This window comes from Paenibacillus sp. PL91, assembly GCF_012935325.2.
GTDB lineage: Bacteria > Bacillota > Bacilli > Paenibacillales > Paenibacillaceae > Pristimantibacillus.
On record NZ_JABBYG020000010.1, the window covers coordinates 120900 to 143944 of the forward strand.

At 49.5% G+C, this 23045-nt stretch carries 19 protein-coding genes; 17 read left to right on the plus strand and 2 right to left on the minus strand.

Annotated elements, in window-relative coordinates; genetic code table 11:
- The first annotated feature begins 141 nt into the window (after window positions 1-141).
- On the plus strand, window positions 142-2358 hold the full coding sequence (locus HI950_RS22080) for a methyl-accepting chemotaxis protein (protein ID WP_223285427.1): 2217 nt from the start codon (window positions 142-144) through the stop codon (window positions 2356-2358).
- A 189-nt stretch (window positions 2359-2547) separates the two neighbouring features.
- Window positions 2548-4677, plus strand: a complete 2130-nt coding sequence (locus HI950_RS36005; protein WP_223285428.1) for a peptidoglycan D,D-transpeptidase FtsI family protein — start codon at window positions 2548-2550, stop codon at window positions 4675-4677.
- A gap of 223 nt (window positions 4678-4900) precedes the next feature.
- Here HI950_RS36005 and ytvI read toward each other — a convergent pair whose 3' ends face one another.
- Window positions 4901-6049 carry a sporulation integral membrane protein YtvI gene (gene ytvI, locus HI950_RS22095; protein ID WP_169082695.1) on the minus strand — a complete coding sequence of 383 codons (1149 nt, stop codon included), beginning with the start codon at window positions 6047-6049 and terminating at the stop codon, window positions 4901-4903.
- Between the two features lie 167 nt (window positions 6050-6216).
- Here ytvI and HI950_RS22100 point away from each other — a divergent pair, with 167 nt between their 5' ends.
- Window positions 6217-7620 carry a polysaccharide deacetylase family protein gene (locus HI950_RS22100; RefSeq protein ID WP_169082694.1) on the plus strand — a complete coding sequence of 468 codons (1404 nt, stop codon included), beginning with the start codon at window positions 6217-6219 and terminating at the stop codon, window positions 7618-7620.
- 167 nt (window positions 7621-7787) lie between these two features.
- Here the strand turns inward: HI950_RS22100 and ilvD are convergent, their stop codons facing one another.
- Entirely contained in the window at window positions 7788-9473 is a 1686-nt protein-coding gene (gene ilvD, locus HI950_RS22105; RefSeq protein ID WP_169082693.1) for a dihydroxy-acid dehydratase, read from the minus strand.
- Window positions 9474-9714: 241 nt separating this feature from the next.
- Between ilvD and HI950_RS22110 the strand changes: the two genes are divergently transcribed.
- The 14 genes from HI950_RS22110 (at window position 9715) to HI950_RS22175 (ending at window position 23035) form a co-directional block, all read left to right on the plus strand.
- The gene (locus tag HI950_RS22110; RefSeq protein WP_169082842.1) at window positions 9715-10419 is read left to right on the plus strand and encodes a response regulator transcription factor; all 705 of its coding nucleotides are present in this window, start codon (window positions 9715-9717) and stop codon (window positions 10417-10419) included.
- Window positions 10409-11506 (plus strand): sensor histidine kinase, encoded by a 1098-nt coding sequence (locus HI950_RS22115; RefSeq protein ID WP_223285429.1) that lies wholly within the window; start codon window positions 10409-10411, stop codon window positions 11504-11506. Before HI950_RS22110 ends, HI950_RS22115 begins: the two co-directional genes overlap by 11 nt.
- Window positions 11507-11602: 96 nt before the next feature.
- A complete protein-coding gene (locus tag HI950_RS22120) occupies window positions 11603-12571 on the plus strand; it encodes a D-alanyl-D-alanine carboxypeptidase family protein (RefSeq protein WP_169082692.1) in 969 nt (322 codons plus the stop codon).
- A gap of 219 nt (window positions 12572-12790) precedes the next feature.
- On the plus strand, window positions 12791-13096 hold the full coding sequence (locus HI950_RS22125) for an urease subunit gamma (protein WP_169082691.1): 306 nt from the start codon (window positions 12791-12793) through the stop codon (window positions 13094-13096).
- Between the two features lie 87 nt (window positions 13097-13183).
- Window positions 13184-13552: an urease subunit beta gene (locus HI950_RS22130; protein ID WP_169082690.1), complete on the plus strand. Its 369-nt coding sequence runs from the start codon at window positions 13184-13186 to the stop codon at window positions 13550-13552.
- Window positions 13549-15264: an urease subunit alpha gene (ureC, locus tag HI950_RS22135; RefSeq protein ID WP_169082689.1), complete on the plus strand. Its 1716-nt coding sequence runs from the start codon at window positions 13549-13551 to the stop codon at window positions 15262-15264. Before HI950_RS22130 ends, ureC begins: the two co-directional genes overlap by 4 nt.
- 38 nt (window positions 15265-15302) lie before the next feature.
- On the plus strand, window positions 15303-15995 hold the full coding sequence (locus HI950_RS22140) for an urease accessory protein UreF (protein ID WP_223285430.1): 693 nt from the start codon (window positions 15303-15305) through the stop codon (window positions 15993-15995).
- A 24-nt stretch (window positions 15996-16019) separates the two neighbouring features.
- Complete coding sequence (ureG, locus tag HI950_RS22145) at window positions 16020-16748, plus strand: urease accessory protein UreG (protein WP_169082688.1); 729 nt, start codon at window positions 16020-16022, stop codon at window positions 16746-16748.
- Window positions 16749-16813: 65 nt separating this feature from the next.
- A complete protein-coding gene (locus HI950_RS22150) occupies window positions 16814-17629 on the plus strand; it encodes an urease accessory protein UreD (protein WP_169082687.1) in 816 nt (271 codons plus the stop codon).
- A 168-nt stretch (window positions 17630-17797) separates the two neighbouring features.
- Complete coding sequence (locus HI950_RS22155) at window positions 17798-18256, plus strand: MarR family winged helix-turn-helix transcriptional regulator (RefSeq protein ID WP_169082686.1); 459 nt, start codon at window positions 17798-17800, stop codon at window positions 18254-18256.
- A gap of 144 nt (window positions 18257-18400) precedes the next feature.
- Window positions 18401-19456 (plus strand): BMP family lipoprotein, encoded by a 1056-nt coding sequence (locus tag HI950_RS22160; RefSeq protein ID WP_169082685.1) that lies wholly within the window; start codon window positions 18401-18403, stop codon window positions 19454-19456.
- Between the two features lie 112 nt (window positions 19457-19568).
- Window positions 19569-21068, plus strand: a complete 1500-nt coding sequence (locus HI950_RS22165) for an ABC transporter ATP-binding protein (RefSeq protein ID WP_169082684.1) — start codon at window positions 19569-19571, stop codon at window positions 21066-21068.
- Window positions 21061-22110: an ABC transporter permease gene (locus HI950_RS22170; RefSeq protein WP_223285431.1), complete on the plus strand. Its 1050-nt coding sequence runs from the start codon at window positions 21061-21063 to the stop codon at window positions 22108-22110. Before HI950_RS22165 ends, HI950_RS22170 begins: the two co-directional genes overlap by 8 nt.
- A gap of 1 nt (window position 22111) precedes the next feature.
- Window positions 22112-23035, plus strand: a complete 924-nt coding sequence (locus tag HI950_RS22175; protein WP_169082683.1) for an ABC transporter permease — start codon at window positions 22112-22114, stop codon at window positions 23033-23035.
- Window positions 23036-23045 lie beyond the last annotated feature (10 nt).

A 23045-nucleotide genomic window follows, 5' to 3' on the forward strand; every position in this document is an offset into this window, starting at 1 on the left:
TTTTTTTAGTTTATTATTATAAAATGACAGGATGCTGTCGATATAAAATAGTATATTGTAAATACATATTCCGGCAAGATTGGCTACCATCAAATGAACTATTTTTTCATACTCCCAATTCTTAAGGCGGTGTCTTTTCAAATGAAAAACGAAGAAGAGCAAAAAGAGAAGAAGTTCATGAAGAAAAAAAACAAAGAAGGACAATCTGGCTCAAACCAGACAAAATCTGATAGAGCTTTGAAAGCGCAATCAGGGATAAAGGCGATTTCTCAAGCAGCAAAATCGGCTTCAAGTTCTTTAAAGGGGACCAAATTGTCAAATCCGATTAAATCGGTTGGCACGACGCTATTTTTAATTATTTTTTGCAGCATTATTGCTTGTGTTTTGACTGTAGGTCTAATGGCATATTCCAAGTCGAAGTCGATCATTGAGAATAAGGTATCGGATGCAAGCTTTGAAACGATCAAGCAAGTAACGAATAATTTGGACGTTATTTATACGACATATGAGGATTTATCACTGCAAATCTTAATCGATAAGAGCTTTCATGAGCTTGTTCGGAAAATGACGGATAGTGATGAAGAATATGCGAGATTTGAAGCTTCGCGTAATTTAGGCGACAAAATGCAAAATTATTTAATGGGCAACAGCACGATTGTCTCGATGATGCTTTTGCCGATCAATCCGAAGCTGGATGTGATAACCGCTGGTTCTGCAAACAACAGCAGCGCAGAAAGATTAATGAAAACCGCATGGTTCATGGAAACGGTGGAAAAAGCGGGTAAATCGAATTGGATTCCGCCTCAGCCGGAAGGGCTGGCTAGCTCAAGCGGCGTTCCTACTATCGGATTAAGCCGTCTCATTAAGGATACGACAACAAGTGAAGCCTCTTACGTATTGCTGTTGGAAATACCGGCAGAATCCATTTCGGACCGCTACAGCGATGTCATCCTAGGCAAAGACAGCCAGATTGCGATTTTAGACACGAACAGCAATTATATTACGAATGCTGATCCAGCCATGATCGGCAAAGCGGCTAACATCACGCTTCCTAAAGAAGGTGACAAATCGAAAGAAGACTCCGTTAAAATGACGAATACGGATGGAGTGGAAGTGCTTGCAGCTTACAAAACCTTTAAAGGGATGGATTGGAAGCTTGTCGGCACTTTACCGGTCAAGGAGCTTGTAAAAGATGCTAAAGCGATTCAGAATTTGACTTGGATCACCGTATTCGTCGCTGCGCTGATCGCAATCGCAATCGGAATTCTCGTCATTATGACGATTGCTAAGCCGCTTGTGAAGCTTCGCAACCTGATGACTGAGGGTGCTAGCGGCAACCTGACCGTTCGCTCGGAAATAAACAATCGTCAGGATGAGATCGGTGAGCTAGGCAAAAGCTTTAACCTGATGATGACGCAAATTACAGCATTAGCTGTTCAAACGACGCGTTCCGCCGATGATGTATTACTGACAGCAACCGAGCTCAGCGATGCTTCTAGAAAAACAGCCATCTCAGCCAAGGAAATTGCCGTCGCTACGGAGGAGATTGCTGGCGGAGCAACAAGCCTTGCGGTAGAAGCTGAGCGTGGAACTGATTTGACTGGGAACATCGACTTGCAGATGAAAAAAGTAATTGATGCCAATCAGCAGATGGTCCGTTCCGCACAAGAGGTTGAAAAGGCAAGTGAGCAAGGAATGGCATATATGGGCGTTCTTATTCAGAAAACAGGCATGACGGAAGAAATGACGCGTTCCATGGTTGAGAAGGTTGATGCGCTCAAGGAAAGCACGGGCTCCATCGTCAAAATTTTGGACGTGCTCAACAATTTAACGAAGCAAACGAATATTTTGTCGCTCAACGCTACAATTGAGGCTGCTCGTGCAGGTGCTGCCGGCAAAGGATTTATGGTCGTGGCCGATGAAATTCGCAAGCTTGCCGACCAATCCCGTCAGTCTATTGATATAGTTGGACAAATTACCGCGAAAATCAGAGGCGAGATCGACGAGACTGTACATGTCTTGTCAGACGCATATCCGTTGTTCCAAGAGCAGATTGGTTCGGTAAAGGAAGCGAATCAAATTTTCTTAACGGTATCCGGTCAAATGGGGCAGCTGGCTCAGAAGCTGGAGCTCGTTACAGATTCGATCGGTCAGCTAGACGAGTCGCAAGCCGTTTTGTCGGAAGCCATGACGAACGTAAGCGCGGTTGCAGAAGAATCGTCCGCAACCTCCGAGGAGGTTGCTTCGCTTAGCACAGAGCAGCTAAGCATCAGCGATGGCATGGTCCGTCTATCCGAGAAGCTGGATACGGTATCGCGCGAGCTGAAGGATTCCCTTGCTCAGTTTAAGATTGAATAGTTGAGATAACGCTAGTTCGGAAGAAGAGTTGTTCAGGCATTTACTGCTGAACGGCTCTTTTTTTATGCAGAAATGATGCTTGACGTTTGGAGGCAGGTGGATGAAGGAAATAATAAGTTCATATCGCAAGCAGCAGCTTATGAGCTAAAGCCGCGAACAAAAGGAGATCCGTCATTATGGTGAATGGTGATGTTTAAACGCATATGGCTGGCTGCTTGCTTAATCAGCGTAGTCATGCTTATTTATATCGGTCGTCTTGCTTGGCTGCAGCTCATGCCGGGAAGCTCTTCGGCGGCTGTTCTTTCGCCGCAGGCTAGCCGTGGCGGGTGGCAAAGGCTTTCGGTTATGCAGCGTCAACGTAATCTGGTGCTTGATACCGGACGAGGCGATTTCTATGATCGCCATGGCGCTCCAATAACAGGCGAAACGTATTCCGCTGTCGCCTTATTCCCCGTTAGGAGAGATTTGCGGGGACAGCCGGAGGATTTAAGCGAGCTAAGCCGTTTATTAGGCGTGAGCGAGCAGCTATTGCAGCAAAAGTGGGATGCGGTGCGTGAGCCTGTGTTTTGGGAAGAAGAAGGACAATCGCTTCCCATGCGTCTATCCGATGCCCAAACGAAGCGGATAAAAGAGCTTAGCTTAAATGGCATACGCGTCCTTCCTTATCGCAATCGATATTTGCCGCAGTTTGATGCTAAACATGTGATTGGCTTTACGAGCCAACACCCGGAGTGGCTGCAAGCAGAGCATGCAAAGGAATTGGCTAGCGGCAAAAGAAAGCTGGCGGAACAGGTTGGCGGCTCTGGGCTCGAGAAATCGTTAGACAAGCTGCTGCATGGAGTGGGAGCGACGTCTGTTTCTTATTTTATAGACGGGCAAAACGCACCTATGCATGGGCTTGATATGCGCATTACACAGCCGGGCAACCGATATTATCCTCTGAAGGCGATAACGACGATCGATTTGAAGCTGCAAAATGAGATAGAGAATTACGTGGATGATCAGGGCATGAAAGAGGGCGCGATCGTGGTGCTAGATGCAAGCAATGCGGATATAGTTGCAATGGTGTCGCGCCCGCAGCTAAAGCCAGGGCAGTTCCAAAGCTCCGATGGCTCTGAGTGGTCTAATCATGCGCTTAAGGCTGTAGCGCCCGGCTCCGTGTTCAAGCTCGTTACAGAGGCTGCTGCCTTGGAGGCAGGCGTGGCGACGCAGCATGAAACGTTTACTTGCAACGGGGAATACGGTAAATACGGCTTGTCCTGCTGGAAGGAGGGCGGCCATGGGCGCCTGACCCTACAAGAAGGGTTGGCACAATCCTGCAATATTGCGTTTGCTACAATTGCAGAACGGCTAAAGGCGTCCGAGCTGCAGCAAGTTGCAGATGCGCTGGGTGTTGGCAGGCAGGCGGGCTGGCATCGTGACAAGGCTTTTGGGCCCTTCTCAGGTCCGCTGCGCCTGCTGGAGGAGGAAGAGCGCGGACAGCTGTTTGCAGCTGCTAGGGGCAATGGGAATGGTGCGGCGGGTAGGGAAGGACTGGTGGGGGAGGAGAACGGTGAGAGCGGAGACAGTGGTGAGAGCGGAGACAGTGGTGAGAGCGGAAACCACGTGATGAGTGAGATGAGCGGAGATAAAGGAAAAAGCGAGAAAAGCGATAAAAGCGAGATGAGAGGAATGAACGGAGACAGTGGAAAGAAGGAGAAAAGAGGGAGCCGTTGGGGGAACGAAGAGGGCGGAATGAGCGAAAAGAGCGAGAAGCGAAGCGGGAAGAAGGACGCTGCGCTGAAGGCGCAGGAGAAAGCCGCGATGCTTGCGGCTGTCGATGGCGGCGTGCTCGCGCAGAGCGGGATTGGGCAGCGTGATGTAAGGATGTCGCCGCTTCAGGCGGCAAATCTGATTGTAACGCTGCTGAACGATGGGCGCGTAATGGAGCCGCGCCTGGTAAGTGAAATCCGCTATGCCAACGGCCAGCGGATGGTAAAGCTGCCCGCGCAGCGTGCGCAAGCGATACGTGGCCGGATCAAGCCGGCCACTGCATATGCGCTGCGGCGCGGCATGGAGGCGGTCGTCGACCATGGAACCGGTCGCTCGATCCGCCAAGGGCTGTGGGCGGTAGCCGGGAAATCCGGCACCGCCGAGACGACTCGGGCCGGAAGCGCCCGCAACCACCAGTGGTTTGCAGGCTACGGCCCGGTCAAAAAGCCTCGCTACGCAATAGCCGTGCTCGTTGAAAACAAGCCGCCTGGCAGCTCGCATCAGGCGACAAAGCTTTTCCGAGGCGTCATGGATATCGCCGCCCGAAGCCAAGAAGGCAGCAGTTAGGCCGCTTTCCCTAACTACTGCCTTATACATCTTGCGCTGCACAAACTGCAGCGTAGAGTAAAGCAATTTGGAGGGCTTGTAAGGCTGACTTAAAAAGAAGGGTAAATTTTCTTGTTTGCCTTTGGGACAGATGAGAAAAGTGTCAAACGTTCAAAAAAGCCAAGCCCCTGCAGCGATATATCTTGCTGCGGGGGCTTGGCTTTAATTTTATACTATTATTCCATTATTTCTCCCTGTCTTCCTCACGCTTCAAGCTGTCAACATACGAGCCGGTCGCGGGGTTGTCGAATTCACCAAGCGGTGCATGAATCCAGCGGTGGAAGTAGCCTTGGTCATACAGCGCCTTGATTAGGATCATCAGGATCGGAGATAAAATGACGCCGGCAACGCCGAACAACGAAAGCGATATGATCATGAAGGCAAGCATTGTGAAGGCGGATACGCCCAAGGAATCGCCCGTAATCTTTGGTTCAAGAATTTGACGGGTAAGCACGACTACAAGAAACAGGGCGGATAACCAGATCGCTAACGTGATTTTGCCTACGATGATCAAATAAATAATCCATGGTATGAAGATCGTGCCAACGCCGAGCAGCGGCAGGATGTCGAAGATGGCGGATACGACGGCTATGACGAACGCATTTTCAACTCTTAGCAAAATAAGCGCGATCAGGATAACGATAAAGGTGATGCTGATCATTTTGGCCTGCGCTTTAATGTAGAGCGCAATGCCTTTGAATACATTGTTGCGAAGGAAAAAGAAGGCTGATTTAAACGTGTTTGGCGTTTTGTCCTCCGCGGTTTGCTTCCATGTCGTAATTTCGATGCTTAAGAAATAAGCTAGTATAATACCGACCACAAAATTAAAGACAAAGGTGGAGATAGACGATACGTAATCGACTAGATTTCTAAATACGGATTGGCCGAATTTTGCAAATGTAGATGAAGCCCCTTTGATTAAATCTTTGGAACGCTGCACCAGATCAAGATCATCCGGCATCGTGCCGAGTCGTTTTTGCGCTTCTTCGGTAATATTTGCAATTTGAACAGCAAGTATTTCTTGATATTTCGGGAAGTTCGTGTACAGCTCCTGACCTTGCTTCGTGATCAGATAAGCGGCACCTGAGAAGGCACCCAGTATAACAAGCGTAAACAGCAAAATGGAAATGCCGGATGCGATTGATTTCTTCATGCCAAGCTTGTTCAACCGCCTTGCCAGCGGCTCGATACATAAAAAGATAAGAAAAGAAAAAAATATGGGAGTTGCGATGCGGTACAAGTAGCTGAAGGAATACATTATTAGATAGACGGTTAAAGCAATGAGTGCAATGTCGAAAGCGGTTCGCCAATACTTTTTGTAAAAGGGCAGCATAGTAATACTCCTTCTTTTTCCATAATCATATTTCCATTTAAGATTGTACTATAGTTTTTAAAAAGATGCCTATTTTTTATTGCGTTATGCTACAATTAAAGCTACTGTTGTTGTTTTGTACCGCTATCCATTCGTCGACTAAATCATATAACGGTGGGGAAAACAAAATGGAAAATTTGCTGTTATGGGGATTATACGTCGCAACCTTCTATGCGTTTCTTCCAGGACTTATTAGCCGCACATTTGGCTTTCGCGTTTTTAAGAAGGGCCGTGTAGAAAAGGAAATTTCCCTGACGTTTGATGATGGTCCAGATCCGGTTTATACGCCAAAGCTGCTCGATCTTCTCGCCCGTTATGATGCGAAGGCGACCTTCTTTATTGTAGGCTCGCATGCTGAAGGGCAAGAAGCTTTGCTTCGCCGGATGAAGGAAGAGGGCCATATTCTGGGCATTCATAATTATGTTCATAAATCGAATTGGCTGATGCGTCCTCGAACGGTCAAACGTCAAATCGAGCGTACCATTGACATCATTGAGAATGCAACGGGTGTGCGTTCGGCTTATTATCGGCCGCCATGGGGAATCGTAAACGTATTTGATTATGCGAACTTAGGTTATTTGCAAATTATTTTATGGTCGGCTATGTTCGGCGATTGGCGGATTCGGCTTGGTCCGGATAGGCTGAAGAAGCGGATGCTGAAGAAGCTTAGACCCGGTGAAGTCATGCTCCTGCATGATTGCGGCATGACGTTTGGAGCGGATAAAGAGGCGCCCCAAAATATGCTTATCGCCCTTGAAGCCTATTTAGAGGAAGGCGCAAGACGCGGCTATCGATTTGTAGGCATAGAGGAAATGATGAAGCTGACCGACGCAGCGAGATCGGTAAGCACCTCCATTTGGAAAAAAGCGCTAATATCGCTTTGGCTGCTGTGGGAGAAGGCGTTTCATGTTATGTTCCGACTCAAAACGGTGGGCGATGTTAAGGATGCCGCCTTTCATTATCGCGTGACGACTTACTATGGCGAAAACATTGAGCTGGCAGAAGGCGGACGCGTGGAGAAGGGCGACCGCATTGCAGAATTGCATTTTGACAACAAAAAGCTGTCTTCGATCGCAGCGACGTCCAAATCGCCGGTAGCTACCGGAATCCGCATGCTTCGTGAAGTCGAGCAGGCGCTTCCGCTGCTTGCCAATCAGCTGGCTGCAGATAAAGAGGCGAACGATATTAAAGCCGTCTATGGCGTGACGATGATCCATCGCGGAGCCGATCGACTCGGTTTTGAAGTGTTTCAGCTTCCTGAAGGCTTGTTTGCCAAATCGACACGCATTTATCTGCGCATTCTGATCAGAGTGCTTACGAATACGCAGCAGTCAGCAAAGGGCAAGAAAAGAAGAGAAACGATTTCACCTCGTATGCTGCTGATGCCAGTCAATACGATCAGGCGTTATGCGACGGTACAGTTGAACAAGATGCAAGAGGAAGCAGAGCGATTAAGCGATGCAGTAGAGAGAACAATAAGCGCGGCAGCCGACGAAGCTGCGCAGCTAGGTACGAAAACAACAGCTATATAAACGAGAGAGAAAAATAACAAAACAGCCGTTCAAGGTTATCCTTGAATGGCTGTTTTGTTATTTGGAGGAGCTTCTTGCGTGGATTCAATTTGATCAAGCGCAGCATAAAAAAGTGGAGTACAGGCTGTTTCCAGCTCGTACTCCACTTTTTGTTTAAATCGCTATCCTTACATTTTCATTACGCCGCCAGTGCTGGCGGAAGTAACAAGGTGAGCGTAACGCGCTAGGTAGCCGCGTTTGATTTTAAGCTCGAAGCCTTTCCATTCGGAACGGCGTTTCGCGAACTCTTCGTCGCTGATCAGAAGGTCCATCGTACGGTTGTTCATATCGATCTCGATGATATCGCCATCTTGTACGAATGCGATTGGTCCGCCCTCAGCGGCTTCTGGCGAAGCATGGCCGATGCTTATTCCGCGAGATGCGCCAGAGAAACGTCCGTCAGTTACGAGAGCAACCTTCGCGCCAAGACCCATACCTACGATTTGTGAGGTAGGAGCTAGCATTTCCGGCATGCCTGGGCCGCCGCGCGGTCCTTCATAACGGATGACAACGACATGGCCTTCTTTAATTTTGCCGTTTGCGATGCCGTGAAGCGCTTCATCCTGTGAATCGAAGCAAATCGCTGGGCCTTTGTGGTAGCCGCCAACCGATTTATCAACTGCACCTGTCTTGATGATTGCGCCGTTAGGAGCAAGGTTACCGAACAATACCGCAAGTCCGCCACGCTCAGTGTGAGGGTTGTCAATCGTGTGAATAACATCGGTATCTTGAATTTCACAGCCGATTACATTCTCACGAAGCGTCTTGCCTGTAACCGTCAAGCAGTCGCCATGCAAAGCGCCTTCCTTCTTGAACAGCTCGTTAAGAACAGCGCTGACGCCGCCTGCATTGTGGACATCTTCAATGTGGTAATCCGATGCTGGAGCGATCTTAGCAAGATGCGGTACCCGCTCTGCTACTTCGTTGATGCGCTCAATCGGATACTCGATGCCGGCTTCATGCGCGATAGCAAGCGTGTGAAGCACGGTATTCGTCGATCCGCCCATCGCCATATCAAGCGCGAATGCGTTGTCGATCGTATCTTTTGTAACGATATCACGCGGTTTGATGCCAAGCTCAATAATTTTCATTAGCTGGCGAGCTGCGTCTTTAACGAACTCTTTGCGCTCTGGGGATACGGCAAGGATCGTGCCGTTACCAGGCAATGCAAGGCCAAGACCTTCTGCCAAGCAGTTCATCGAGTTAGCTGTAAACATACCCGAACATGAGCCGCAAGTAGGACAGCCAAATTGCTCAAGCTCCATCAGTTGATCGTCATTGATTTTGCCGGCTTGGTGAGCGCCTACGCCTTCAAATACGCTGGAGAGCGAGATAGAACGGCCGTCGGAGGTTTTGCCCGCTTTCATAGGTCCGCCGCTCACAAGCATAGTCGGGATGTTGACGCGAAGCGCGCCCATGATCATGCCTGGCGTAATTTTGTCGCAGTTTGGAATACAGACCATACCGTCGAACCAGTGCGCATTAACGACTGTTTCGATCGAATCCGCAATAATTTCGCGGCTGGCAAGGGAGTAACGCATGCCGATGTGACCCATCGCAATACCGTCATCAACGCCGATTGTATTAAATTCAAAGGGAACGCCGCCTGCTTCACGGATGGCTTCCTTAACGAGCTTGCCGAACTCCTGTAGATGAACGTGACCAGGAATAATATCAATATACGAGTTACAAACCGCGATAAACGGCTTGTCGAAATCTTCCTCTTTTACGCCTGCGGCGCGAAGCAAGCTCCGGTGCGGTGCGCGGTCGAATCCTTTTTTGATCATGTCAGAACGCATTCTTTTGGCCGCCATGTAAGTGCCCCCTATATGCTTATTAAAATATTAATACTCTCGATTTTATCACAATGGACAAGCGTTGGCTATAACGGCAGCAGGTAAGGGCTTATCTGCCAAACGTTAAAAAAACATTAAGAAACACTTAAACATTGTGAATTTGCGCTAAACGTCAGGACATGTCGAACGATATTCATGTATAGTAGGCTCATCGGACACAATGAGAATAACGGTATGAAGATCGAGGAGGAGATCGATGATGGAAAGAAGAGTATTAATTGTAGATGACGAGCGGGAAATTGCTGATCTCATTGAAATATATTTGAAGAACGAAGGCTTTGTAACCGAAAAGGCTTATGACGGCGAGCAGGCTCTGCTTGCATATGAGAAAAATCCGTTTGATCTGGTTATTTTGGACATTATGATGCCGAATATGGATGGGCTTGAGGCGACAAGACGTTTAAGGCGGGACCAATCGGTTCCTATCCTGATGCTTAGCGCGAAAGCGGAGGATATGGATAAAATAATGGGACTGATGACCGGTGCTGACGATTACATGATCAAGCCCTTTAATCCGCTTGAGCTTATTGCGCGTGTCCGCTCCTTGCTTCGCCGTTCCTATCAGTATAGCGGTAAAGCGGAAGGCATCGGCGCTTCCCGTTCGGATAAAGAGCTGCGTCTTGGGCCGCTTCGCATCGATAAGCTGAGCCATACCGCCGAGGTTGAAGGAAGATCGCTTCATTTGACCTCCACCGAGTTTGGCATTTTGTATTTGCTGGCGGGACAGCCGGGCAGAGTGTTTAGCGCGGAGGATATATTCCAGCAGGTGTGGAAAGAGAAATATTTTGATTCCAATAATACGGTGATGGTTCATATCAGCAAGCTCAGGGATAAGCTCGAGAAGGAGCTGGGCGATAAAATGATCGTTACCGTGTGGGGGGTAGGCTATAAAATTGAAGGATAATCTCGCTAGAAAAATAGTTGGACGCTCGCTGCTCCATTTGTTCGGAAGCGTTTTGCTCTCGATTATTACGATTTACATCATCATGAATATCGGTATGTGGCTTGCTGACAATGTAAGCCTAGCACGCGATATTGTTCGTTTAGTTTTATCTGTATTTAGTCGCAGCTTTGTTTTTTTTGGAACAGGCATTCTATTGTTTTTTTTCTATTTTATTCTTTTCCAGTGGAGCTTGTTTCAATATCTTAGCGAATTGAATATGACGGTTAAGCGGATTGCAGATGGGACGTTTGACTTGGATTACAAAATGGAAGTGCGCAAACGCAGCATCTTTGGCCCAATGGCTGCTAACGTGAACAGCTTAACGGATCGCCTTCATCATGCGCTTGAAGAGGAGCGAAAGGCCGAGCAGACAAAAAATGAATTAATTACGAATGTCTCTCATGACCTTCGCACGCCCCTTACGTCTGTGCTTGGTTATTTGGGGCTCATAGAGCAGGATCGCTATAGAGATGAAGTAGAGCTGCGCCATTATGTTCAAATTGCTTATGATAAATCAAAGCGTTTGAATGTATTGATCAATGATTTGTTTGAATATACAAGAATGCGTTACGATTCGGCAGAGCTTAAGGTGAAAAATTTCAATTTAATCGAAATGCTGGGACAACTGCTGGTGCAATTCCATTTGCCGCTTCAGGAAGCGGGTATGGTGAGCAAGCTGGATGCGAAGGAGACGTCCGTCATGGTCAAAGGGGACGCCGCAAAGCTCGTGCGCGTATTTGAAAATTTGATCGCTAATGCAATGAACTACGGCAAGGAAGGCAAGCGCCTGTTAGTAACGGTTCATATGGAGGAAAAGGATGCTGTCGTTGAGGTTATCAATTACGGCGAACCGATTCCAACCTCCGATCTGCCGTATATTTTTGATCGTTTCTATCGAGTGGACAAATCGCGCACGCAGTGGTCTGGTGGATCGGGGCTTGGTCTTGCGATAGCGAAAAGCATCATTCAAAAGCATGGCGGCACAATCTCGGTAACTAGCGACATCGAACAAACCGCTTTTCGGGTAACCTTACCTATCATTAAATAATATTTAAGGTTTTCTTATGATTCGGTTACGGTCTCCTTAAGCTCCAGCTTCTATACTTTGTCGTATGGAAGTGACAGCGGAAGGGGATCGTTTACGATGTACGAAAGATCATATGGGAGAAAGTACAATCCAGCCATTAAATTTTTGCTTATAGCTGCCGGCGCAATTGCCTGTATCCTGTATCTTATTTCATTAAATAGGAGCCCGGCTGTGTCTGAACTCGAGCTGGATGCCAGCTCGGCGATCTTGATGGACCTGCAGACAGGCGAGGTGCTGTATGAAAAAAATGCGAATGAAGCGCTGCCGCCCGCCAGCATGTCCAAGCTGATGACGGAGCTCATTATTATGGATCTGACACGCGAGGGCGTGCTGGGTTGGAACGAGAAGGTCTTGACGAGTGTTTACGCCGCTGGGGTGCCAGGCTCGCAAATCGGTTTCGAGGCGGGAGAGCATTATTCTGTTCGAGAGCTGTTCGAAGCGATGGCGGTTCACTCGGCGAACGATGCAGCGGTTGCGCTGGCGGAGCATGTTAGCGGCAATGAAGCTGCATTCGCAGCTTTAATGAACAAACGGGCAGAGAAGCTGGGCTTGTCCAGCCAAACCCTTTTCGCCAATGCAACCGGGCTAAGCTCGGAAGACCTGCATCCCTTCCCGCAAGCGTCAGCGGAGCGCGATACGGTAATGACTGCGAAGGATACCGCAATGCTGGCAGCCTATTTATTGAAGAAATATCCCGAGGTGCTGGAGGTTTCAAGCCGGAGCAGCGTTAAGCTGTCAAACCAGCCGAAGAGACTGCAATCGACCAATTTGATGCTCAGCGGCAAGCCATTTGCTTTTCCGGGCAATGATGGATTAAAGACGGGCTATACCGTGCAGGCTGGTTATTGCTTCACTGGAACGGCTAAGCAGGACGGGCGGCGCCTTGTATCGGTCATTATGGGCGCCGACACGCCGGAGCAGCGTTTTATTGAAACGGGAAAGCTGTTTCAGTTTGGCTTTAAGACAGATGGTTTGACAAGCTTGATTGGCCATATCCAAAGCAAGCTAGGTATTCAGGTAGGATAGTAGACGGAGATGTATAGCAAGTTAACGATCAAAGGTTGTCGATTTTAGTCGATTATTCCTACCCATTTAATAGTGTAAGGATGATGTTAAATCTAGAGGGAGCGCAGGGCGCTTTTTCTGGATTTTTTTTATTTTATGTCACAATATATGACGCAAGAAGATTTACTTATTATTATTTGCTGTCTATAATGAAATTATTACGGGTAGAGAGGTGACAACATGCAGTTGACTGAACGTGAAAAAGAAAAGCTGCTCATTACAATCGCGGCGGATTTGGCAAGACGCCGGATGAACCGCGGCGTGAAGCTTAATTATCCAGAAAGTGTAGCGCTCATCACCTCTGAAATTATGGAAGGCGCGCGCGACGGATTGACGGTTGCGCAATTAATGGAATTCGGAACGCAAATATTGAAGCCTGCGCAGGTCATGCCCGGCATCCCCGAAATGATACATGAGGTTCAGGTAGAAGCGACCTTCCCAGACGGGACGAAGCTCGTCACCATCCATTACCCCATTTCGGGTTAAGCAGACAAACGGCAATAAGGACAGCATATCGATAGATGACCCATACAGGCTAGAGCGAGAACATAGGAGAGAGGAGCGCTTGGCAGGATGATACCAGGACAATATCGCACGGCCGCTGGTGAAATTGAGTTAAATGCAGGACGACTAACGAAGCAGCTAATCGTAGTCAATACAGGCGACAGACCTGTTCAGGTAGGCTCTCATTTTCATTTTTTTGAAGTCAATCGCGCGCTGAAGTTTGATCGCGAATCAGCGTTCGGCATGCGGCTTCACATTGCCGCTGGCACTGCGGTGCGTTTCGAGCCGGGCGAGGAGAAGCCCGTAACGATTGTAGAGCTTGGCGGCGCGAAGCTGTCATATGGCTTGAACGGCTTAAGCCAAGGGAAAGCTGAGGCGGGCGCGATGCCTGAAGCGGTTCGGGAGCGGCTGGCGGAATGGGAGGGGGAAGGCGGATGACGAAGATGGATCGACGAAGCTATGCGGCTATGTTCGGACCTACCACCGGTGATGCGATTCGCCTAGCCGATACGGAGCTATGGGCACAGATCGAGCATGACTATACCGTTTACGGAGATGAATGCAAATTCGGCGGCGGCAAGGTTATTCGCGACGGCATGGGGCAATCGAGCGGTGCCTTACGTGATGAGGGCGTACTGGATACGCTTATTACGAATGCAGTTATTATCGATCATTCCGGCATTGTGAAAGCCGATATCGGCATTAGAGATGGATTTATTGTCGGCATCGGGAAAGCGGGCAATCCAGACATTATGGATGGCGTTCATCCGAACATGATCGTTGGCGCAAGCACGGAGGTTATCGCAGGAGAGGGCAAAATCGTAACGGCTGGGGCTATTGATTCGCATATTCATTTTATTTGCCCACAGCAAATCGAGACGGCGCTTTCCTCCGGCGTAACCACGATGATCGGAGGCGGAACCGGCCCGGCAACGGGTACGAATGCTACGACGGTTACGCCTGGCGCCTGGCATATGAGACGCATGCTGGAGGCGGCTGAGCATTTTCCGATGAATATCGGTTTTACAGGCAAAGGGAATGCCTCATTTACTGCACCGCTTATTGAGCAAATCGAGGCGGGTGCGATTGGGCTGAAGCTGCATGAGGATTGGGGCACGACGCCAGCAGCAATTGATGCCTGCTTGCAGGCGGCGGACCAGTATGACATTCAGGTTGCGATCCATACCGATACGTTGAATGAAGCGGGCTTTGTAGAGGATACGCTCGCCGCAATCGGCGGAAGAACGATTCATACTTATCATACGGAAGGTGCGGGCGGCGGCCATGCGCCAGACATTATTATCGCGGCAGGCGAGCTGAACGTGCTTCCGTCTTCGACGAACCCGACGCGCCCTTTTACGATCAATACGATCGAAGAGCATCTGGATATGCTGATGGTTTGCCATCATTTGGACAGCAGCATACCGGAGGATGTCGCTTTCGCCGATTCGCGGATTAGACCGGAGACGATTGCTGCAGAGGATATTTTGCATGATATGGGCGTGTTCAGCATGATCAGCTCCGATTCGCAGGCGATGGGCCGTGTCGGAGAGGTCATTATTCGGACATGGCAAACCGCTGATAAAATGAAAAAGCAGCGGGGACCGTTATTGCCGGACAACGAGCAGCATGATAATTTCCGCATTAAGCGCTACATAGCGAAATATACGATCAATCCGGCGATTACGCACGGCATTTCGCATTTGGTTGGCTCGCTGGAGGCAGGCAAGTATGCTGACCTCGTCATTTGGAATCCGATGTTTTTTGGCGTCAAGCCTGATCTCGTCTTGAAGGGGGGCAGCATCGCGTTTGCCCAAATGGGCGACCCGAACGCCTCGATCCCAACCCCGCAGCCGGTTTTTGGCCGTCCCATGTTCGCTTCCTTCGGAAAGCTGGTGTACAGCAGCTCGATTACGTTTGTTTCACAGGCGGCGTATGACCGCGGCATCGCAAAGGAGCTGGGGCTTCAGAAACGGATTGAGCCGGTGAAGGGCTGCCGCTCGGTAACGAAGAAGGATATGGTCCATAATGATGCAACGCCTAAACTAGAGGTGGATGCAGAAACCTATCATGTGCTGGTGGATGGCGAGCATGTGACCTGTGAGCCGGCAGAGGTGCTGCCGATGGCGCAGCGTTATTTCTTGTTTTAGCGAATAAGTGCCTCAGAGGATAGGAGGGGCAAACGATAATGAAGGATCATGTTAGATGGCTGGCCATGCAGCAGCTGCTCGATTCGGCTTTGCCGATCGGAGGCTTCTCGCATTCGTTTGGCCTCGAGACGATGGTGCAGGACGGCAGGATGAACAACTCCGGCCAGCTTTATGCTTATGCGTCCGCTATGCTGATGCAAAGCTGGGCAAGCGCCGATGCGATGATCATCAAAGCGGTTTACCGAGATGCGCCGCAAGCGGATTGGGAGCGACTATGGTCAATTGAACGGATAGTTCATTTGCAGAGAGTGGCTTCGGAAACCCGTATCGGTGTTGAAAAAATGGGGCGGCGGCTGCTGCAGCTTGCATCAGCCATTCATCCGCAGCTGGACTTTTCGCCTCTGACGGAGGCGATGCGCGCCGGCAAATGCTTCGCCTCCCATCCGCTAGCGCATGGCTATGCCTGCTGGCAGCTGGGCGTATCGGAAGAACAGGCGATACAGGGCTACTTTTATACGTGCATCGTAACCTGTATCAACAGCGCTCTGCGACTAATGTCAATGGGACAGACAGAGGGGCAATCGTTGATTGCAAGGCTGACTCCATTGACGGAGGAAGCGATGGAGATCGCGAGGGAGCTTGCGCCGGAGGAGGCGTATTCCAATATGCCAATGGCGGAGCTCTCGATGATGCGCCATGAACGTTTGTATTCGCGATTATTTATGTCTTAACTATATAAATTGGAGGAATGACAAATGTGCCAAGGACAAGGACATACGCATCAAGAATGGGAAAGCAAAGCGATTGACAGCTCAAGACCGATTCGCATCGGCATTGGCGGGCCGGTAGGCTCGGGCAAGACGGCGCTTGTTGAACGCCTCACGCGCGAGCTTCACACGAAATTTAGCGTGGCGGTTATTACGAACGATATTTATACGAAAGAAGATGCTCGTATTTTGTTCAACACAGGCGTTTTGCCTGAGGAGCGCATTATCGGCGTAGAGACGGGCGGCTGCCCGCATACGGCGATTCGCGAGGATGCTTCGATGAATTTTGAAGCCATTGAGGAGCTGGAGCAGCGGTTTGAAGCTTTGGATCTGATCTTTATTGAGAGCGGCGGCGATAATCTGGCTGCGGCCTTCAGCCCAGAGCTTGTCGATCGTTTTATCTATATCATCGACGTTGCCCAAGGAGAAAAAATTCCGCGCAAGGGCGGTCCCGGCATTATGCGCTCGGACCTTCTCGTCATTAACAAGATCGATCTGGCGCCTTACGTGGGCGCAAGTCTTGAAGTGATGGAGGCGGATACGCTGAAAATGCGCGGCGACCGTCCATTCGTATTCTCTAATCTGTTCGGCGGAGATGGCGTGGATGAAATCGTAAGCTGGCTGACCCATGAGATTGCTCATGCACGCGGTACGGAGCATTCACACGCGATCCAGTTAACGAGCATTCCTGCTGAGCACCGTCACTCCGCATCCTAATGGAGCGTACGCAAGCTTCCGAAACAGCAAGGCTGCATGACAGTTCATCGGAGATAAGGACTTCGGTGCTGCGCGCTTCCTTTGCGAGTTCGCGGGGGCAAACGATCATCGGGAAAAAATACCACACCGCTCCGATCAAAATAGCGAAAGCTTTTCCGCTGGAAGGCCAGCTTGGCGTTATCGTCATGGACGTATCGCCCGGCCTGCTGGACGGCGACAGATATGAAATGGAATGGACCGCCGAGAATGCTGCCCATGCCATGATTACGAACCAATCGTATACGAAGGTGCACCCAAGCACGCCTAACAGAGGCTCCTCCATGCTTCAGACCTTTACCCTTGAGGAGGGTGCTGTTATTGAGCATATGCCTGAGCCGGTTATGCTGTATAAGGACGCTGCGTTTCGAAATGAGTCGATCGTTCGCTTGAAGGAGGGCTCAGCGTGGATGCAAGCCGATGTCCTATGTCCCGGGCGAACTCTCCGCGGCGAGCGCTTCGATTATCGCTCTTACCATAATTCGCTTTCGGTGCATTACGGAGAAGAGCTCATATTCTCGCAGCGGCAGCGGATCGAGCCGGCTAAGCAAGCGATTTCGGCTCCTGGCTGCTGGGATGAAATGACCCACTTGGCTGCCTTTTATTTGTTCTCTGATCTTGTGAGCCGCGCACATTTGGAGCAGCTGCAGGAGAAGCTGGATAGCTTCGAGGCACCAGCAGGCCACAAGGTGCTTGCAGGAGCATCGATGACGCATCGGTTTGGAATAGCGGTATCCGCCGCATCTACGGCTGCTTGGCCGCTGCAGCAGCTTATGCAGGAGCTTTGGCAGACGGCGCGCGAAGGACTGCTGGGCAAGCCTCCGCTTCGCTTTTTGCAGGGATAAGGAAGGGAATGTAGCAAAATGAGCTCTGCCAACTTTAGTTGGCGGGCTTTTTTTTTGCTGTAAGCCGACAAAAACAAATATTTAGTGACAGTATTAGTTAATCTTATAAATGAACGTTATAATATGGAGAGCTGAGATATTAGAAACAGGAGATAGGTTGGTGATGGATTGGAAGCTTCAAGTGCGGAAAGGCTGGATTTAATGAGACGTCTGGACGAGTCCTTTCGTCAGGTGCGTCGACAAATTAATGCGGAATGGAACACCTATAACGTACATGGGTTAGGCATGTCACATGGCAGGATGCTTACGATTTTATCGCTAGCAGGCCCGCAAAAGGCATCGGCTTTGGCGGAGCAGCTGCTTATTACAAGCGGAGGCGTTACCGGAATTGCCGATCGGCTGATTGAGCTGGGCTATGTGAAGCGGGAGCGGAGCGAGAAGGATCGGCGCGTGGTCATGCTCGATATTACGGAATCCGGGCTTGAAATCGTTAAGCTTATCGAAACGGTCCGGCTGAAGATCATGCATAGGCTGTTTGATGGGATGTCGATTGCGAATATGGAGCAAGGTTTGCATATCTTTGAACATATGAGTAAAAATATGGAATCTAATGTTGCGAATTCGTGACTAATTACATATTTTATTTTTAATCCATTTAAAACTAGTGTAAAATAAACTAGAAATTTGTCGAATGGAAATAGGTTGACAAATTCCGATAAAACAACTAGGGTTAAAAGGAAATATTACATTCAACGTTTAGGGGAGATTTCGATGAAGAAGGCACTAGCTTTAGCTGTATCGTTATTTCTAATGGTTGCGATTGTGGCAGCTTGCGGATCTAACAAAAATGATGGAGGCAACGCAGCGAATAACGGCGCAGCGACAAATAATGCGGCAGGCGACAAAGCTGAAAAGAAAAAAATCGCTCTCGTGCTTCCTGAAAAAATTGGCGTTAACAAGTTTTTCGTATTGATGGATGAAGGCTTTAAAAAAGCAGGCGATGAATTCGGCGCTGAAGTAAAAACGATCGAATCAACAGATCCTGCCGCTTTTGAACAAAATCTTCGCGCAACGGTTGCTGAAGACTATGACCTTATCATCACGGCAACGTTCCAAGCAGAGGATGCTCTTAAAAAAGTAGCTGCTGAAAATCCGGACAAGCCTTTTGCAATCATTGATACAGTTGTTGATCTCCCGAACGTTCGCAGCGTTAACTTCCGCGAGCATGAAGCTTCCTACCTGATGGGAGCACTTGCTGGCCTTGCAACTAAAACAAACATCGTTGGTGCTGTCGTTGCTATGGACGCGCCACTGCTAAGCAAATATACTTCCGGCTTCGAGCAAGGCTTGAAAAGCACGAATCCAGATGCGCAATTCCTTATCAACTATGTAGGCAGCTTCACAGATCCGGTTAAAGGCAAGGAGCTTGCGCTGCTTCAACAATCAAAAGGCGCAGACTTCATCGCAGGTATGGCGGCTGTCGGCGACAACGGCGTATTCGACGCAGCGAAGGAAAAAGGCTTCTTCACATCCGGCCAAGATACTGACCGTACCGATGAAGATCCAGAGCATATCGTTTTATCGCAATTGAAGGGTACGGATGCTGTTGCTTATGAAACGGTAAAAACTTTCGTAGAAGGAAGCTTCGCTTACGGCGTTGCCGACTACGGCTTGAAAGAAGACGGCGTAGGCCTAACATTCGTAACAAGAGACAGCAAATCAGCGCTTAGCCCGTTCATCGGCCAAGAGAACGTTGATAAAGTAAAAGCTATCGCTGAAGATATTAAATCTGGTAAAATCGTAGTCGTAAACCCGCTAGCGCAATAGATTGACATGCCGGCTGCCTATGCAGCCGGCTTGCTTGTTGATTGGAAGCTTCCTCCATTTTGGAGGAAGTGGTTTTTTTTGTTTATACGGCCATGAAAGGAGAGGCGCTTGTATGTTGCTGCAAATGGATAGCATAACCAAGTCATATGGTAGCGTAACCGCAAATAGCAGTGTGCAGTTTTCGCTGCAAAGAGGAGAAATTCATGCTTTGATCGGTGAGAATGGTGCAGGGAAAACGACGCTGATGCGTATTTTATACGGCATGGAAAGCCCGACTAGCGGCGAGATTCGTCTGGATGGAAAGCTGGTTTCCTTTGCAAGCCCTGCTGATGCGATCCATCATAAAATCGGGATGGTACACCAGCATTTCATGTTATTCCCGACGTTTACGATCGCAGAAAATATTGTGATCGGACGTGAGCCATCCAAAGGTGTAGGCTTCGATCGGAAGGCTGCAGCCGCAGAAACCGAAAGGCTTGGCAAGCTATACGGGATGCCTGTCGATCCGTGGAGGAAGGTTGCAGATTGCTCCTTGGGCATGCAGCAGCGCGTTGAAATATTGAAGGTGCTCTATCAGGGAGCGGAAATCATTATTTTGGACGAGCCGACAGGCGTTTTAACGCCGCTTGAAGTGAAAGAGCTGCTGATCGCGATCAAAGGATTAGCTGCGCAAGGAAAGAGCTTTGTTTTGATCAGCCATAAGCTGCAGGAAATTATGGAAGTGGCGGATCGGATAACTGTGCTTAGAGACGGCAAGGTCACAGGAACGCTTAGCGCCAAGGACACAAATGCGGAAGAACTGTCGCGGCTTATGGTAGGCCGGGATTTAGTACATATATCGCGTAATGAGGCAGACAGCGGAAAGCCTGTGCTGGAAGTATCGAGCGTGTCGATGAAAGGTGCGAAGACGAAGCCGCTGCTGAGCGACGTGAGCCTTCATGTCAATGAAGGAGAAATCGTTGGCATCGCCGGCATCTCAGGCAATGGCCAATCGGAGCTTATACAAACGATTTCAGGTCTAATGAAGCCGGATAGCGGATCGATCAAGCTGCTTGGACAAGACGTAACGGGTGCGGCGGTTGGGGCTATTCGAGAGCGCGGACTAGCCCATATTCCCGAGGACCGCTATCAATGGGGTGTTGCGAAGGATGCGACCGTTGCCGAGAACGGATTAATGGGACATACAGGCAGGCATCAGAAATATGGCGTCTTGAACGGTACGAGCATCAAGCAAATGATCGGTGAATGGGTAAACAGATTCGGAATCAAAACGGGCTCTTTGTCTACGAAGGCCCAGTTTTTGTCTGGCGGGAATCTGCAGAAGCTTATCGTTGCCCGTGAGCTTGCACAGAAAACGCCGTTTCTCATTGCGGCAGAACCGACGCGGGGCGTCGATGTAGGCGCGATGGAAATTATTCACGGTGAGCTCCTTAAAAAGCGGGATGAGCGAGGGGCGATATTGCTCATTTCCTCGGAGCTGACAGAAATTCTGAAGCTTTCAGATCGAATCTTGATTATGTACGAGGGAGAGATCGTCGGCGAGCTGGATGCCGACACGGCAACAGAGGAGCAAATTAGTTTGTTAATGGCGGGAGGAAAAGCAGTTGGATAAGCTGTTACAATATGGACGTTCGCTGCTGCAGCCGCTGCTAGCTGTCATCGTTGGCCTTGCAGCAGGCGCGATCGCCATTGCAATCGTCGGAGGCTCCGTCATGGAGACTTATGCGGAAATGTGGAAGGGCGCCTTCGGCAGCTTTTACTTTTTCACAAATACGTTAAGCAGGGCTACACCTATTATTTTGATCGGACTTGGCGTTGCCCTTGCCTTTCGTGCTGGATTTTTTAATATGGGCTCGGAGGGGCAGATGGTGCTTGGGGCGCTAAGCGCCGCTGTTACTGCTATTTATTTGCCTGGACCTGGATGGTTTAAGCTTGTAGCTGCTATTATAGCCGGTATTATTTCCGGGGGAATATGGTCGGCCTTTGCCGGCTGGCTAGATGCGAGATTTCGCATGAATTTGCTCATCACGACATTATTGCTCAATTATATTGCTACGTTATTCGCGGGCTACTTCGTATCGTATCCGCTCAAGGACCGGACTGGCTCTGCAGCAATGGCGCAAACGGTCATGATCGACCAGAGCGTATGGCTGCCAAAGCTGTTTAAAGGAATGAGCCTCCATGCGGGCTTTATCATTGCCGGAGCGTGTGCGGTGCTGCTCTTCCTGTTTATGCGCTACACGGTTAAGGGCTATGAAATTAGAATGCTTGGCGGCAATCCGCTATTCGCAAGCTATGGGGGCGTGCAGCGTGGCAAAATGATGCTGCTAAGCATGTTCGTCAGCGGAGGCTTTGCCGGACTAGCCGGCTCCGTCGAGGTGCTAGGCACGCAATATCGTTATTTGGACGGCGCATTAACATCACCGGGTTACGCTTGGTCAGGCATCATGGCAACACTGCTTGCCGGATCACATCCGCTTGGTACGGCGTTCGCGGCTATATTGCTTGCCGCGCTGCAAACAGGCGGCATGGGCATGGAGCGCAACACCGAAGTGCCGCTAGAGGTGTCTAGCATCATCCAAGCGGTACTCATTTTGTTCGTATCGGCCAAAATCACTTATTCGTTCATTAAACGCAAGAAGGCGAGGTCATAATATGGATTTTTTATTGGATGTCTCGCTATATGCCTCGACGCTTCGGATGGTTACGCCCATACTTCTAGCAGCACTTGGCGGCGCCATATGTGCGCGCGTTGGCTTGTTTAACGTAGGCTTAGAAGGCTTGGTGCTGATTGGAGCATTTTCTGCAATCGTGGGCAACCACTTTACGGGCAATGTTTTTGCCGCGGTGCTGTTTGCGGTATTATGCTCGCTCGTATTTTCAATATTGTTTGGCTATATGAGCATCCATCTCAAGGCCAATGTAATCGTTGTCGGGATTGCGCTCAATTTTCTGGCGCTAGGACTGACGACCTTCTCGCTGCGTGCGATCTTTGATGTTAAAGGGGCATATTACAATAAGGACATGATCGGGCTTCCGAAATGGGACATTCCGGTGCTCAAGGATATTCCTTGGCTTGGAGATGTATTTTCTGGCCATTCGCCGCTCGTTTATTTATCTATTGTGCTCGTTATTGCGCTGCAGTGGTTTTTGTTCAAAACGGTCACTGGCTTCCGCTTGCTGGCAGCAGGCGAGAATCCGACTGCGGCAAAGAGCTTAGGCATTAAAGTAACTCGCCTCCAATATGGCGCAGTACTGATGTGCGGCGTGTTATGCGGACTTGCCGGAGCTCAGCTGTCGCTTGGCAATGTAACGATGTTTACAGAGGGGATGACCTCGGGAAGAGGCTTCATCGCTCTCGTTGCAACGATGCTCGGCCAATCCAATCCGCTTGGCGTTGCGGCATCAAGCTTGTTGTTTGGCTTTATGGACGCGCTCAGCATTAGGCTGCAAGGCTTTGCCTTGCCGACTCACTTTACGATGATGCTGCCTTACATCGTGACGATTGCCGCTATGCTCTTCTTTAAGGATAAAGGCTATATGCAGGAAGCTCGCAAATCGAATGAAAGCTCACGCTAAAATGTTATCA